Annotated in this window: 1 pseudogene; it reads right to left on the bottom strand. The window is 31.7% G+C overall.

The window, feature by feature from the left end:
* Positions 1-8: 8 nt before the first annotated feature.
* Positions 9-1,418 (bottom strand): annotated as a pseudogene (locus ACFO3L_RS11510) (IS3 family transposase); the annotation flags it as partial.

Genomic DNA, 1,418 nt, shown 5'->3' with positions numbered 1-1,418 from the left:
GTGTGTAACTAGATTAATTTCTGTCTTCGATATTCCACAGGACTTAACCAATTAAGTTTTTGCTTCATACGATCATGGTTATAGTAATGAATATAAGAGATAATTCTTTCTTTTAATTCCTTATAGCTATGAAAAATATTTCCATAATATATTTCCTGTTTTAAGATACCAAAGAAGTTTTCAATAGGTGAATTATCATAACAGTTTCCTTTTCGAGACATGCTTTGGAATATATTATTTTCTTTCAGCATTGCTTTATATGCATTCATCTGATAAGCCCATCCCTGGTCAGAATGGAATGTTCGCCTATATAGACAATCGTTTGTCACTTCAATAGCTTCTTTTAGAGCAGCCATTATGGTCTCACCATTTGGTTTTTTTGAAATTCGGAAACTAATAACTTCTCGATTGCACAGGTCCATAAATGGATCCAGATACAATTTTTTTATTTGAATATTTCCAGAAGAATCTTTTTCATAGTATTTAAATTCTGTCGTATCTGTTGTAATTTTTTGATGTATGATATTTGAATCAAAGCGCTGTTTTATTCTATTTGGAGCAATTGTTCCAACTTTACCTTTATAAGAACTATACTTACGTGATTTTCTTGTGAAGGCAGTGACACGAATATCTAGTTCTCTCATTAAGCGTTGAATTTTCTTCTTATTCACAATAAAACCTTCGTTTTTTAGTTTTTCTCGCATCACACGATAGCCGTAATTTTCATGTTGTTTTCTAATGCGTAGAAGTGCTTCTTTAATTTTTAAATCCGGGTCGTTTCTATCGAAACGTTTTTGCCAATACATGAATGTACTTTTAGGAAAATTGAGTGTCGCAAGAAGCTCATTTAATTTGAATTGTCCTCGGAGGCTAGAGATAATTTTTGAGATTGTTTGATTTGTTCGCATGCTTCCTGCTTTCTCAGCTTCCTCAATTCTTTTAAAAAGGCATTTTCGATTTGTAAAGTTCGAACTTGTATTTCCAGTTCCTTAATTCTGTCTTTATAGTTAGAAGAATTTTCTATTGGAATCTGATTTTTCAAACTCTTATCATTCATCTTTTTAGTCATAGCTGGTGGACGCCCCTTCTGTCTAGAGAGTCCTTCAATACCGTCCTCTCGAAACCGTCTCATCCAATTGATAATCAGAGATGGATTATTTATTCGGAGAGTATTTGCTACTTCACGATAGGACAACTCACTTGTTTGATACAACTCTATCGCATTTAATTTAAATTGAACAGTATAAACATTATTTTTATGTTTTCGTACTAAACCTTCTGTCCCAAATTCTTTATAAATATTGACCCATTTTTTTACATCAGATGTACACTTTATCTTAAATTTTTTTGCTAGATAATCATATCCACCTTTTCCATCAAGATATTCTTGAACCACTTGTATTTTTAATTCAAATGAA

Origin of the sequence: Enterococcus eurekensis (genome assembly GCF_042654605.1) — a bacterium.
In the GTDB taxonomy this organism is placed as follows: domain Bacteria; phylum Bacillota; class Bacilli; order Lactobacillales; family Enterococcaceae; genus Enterococcus_I; species Enterococcus_I eurekensis.
Note: the sequence above shows the minus strand (reverse complement) of the source record. Positions and strands in the feature narration are given on the sequence as shown.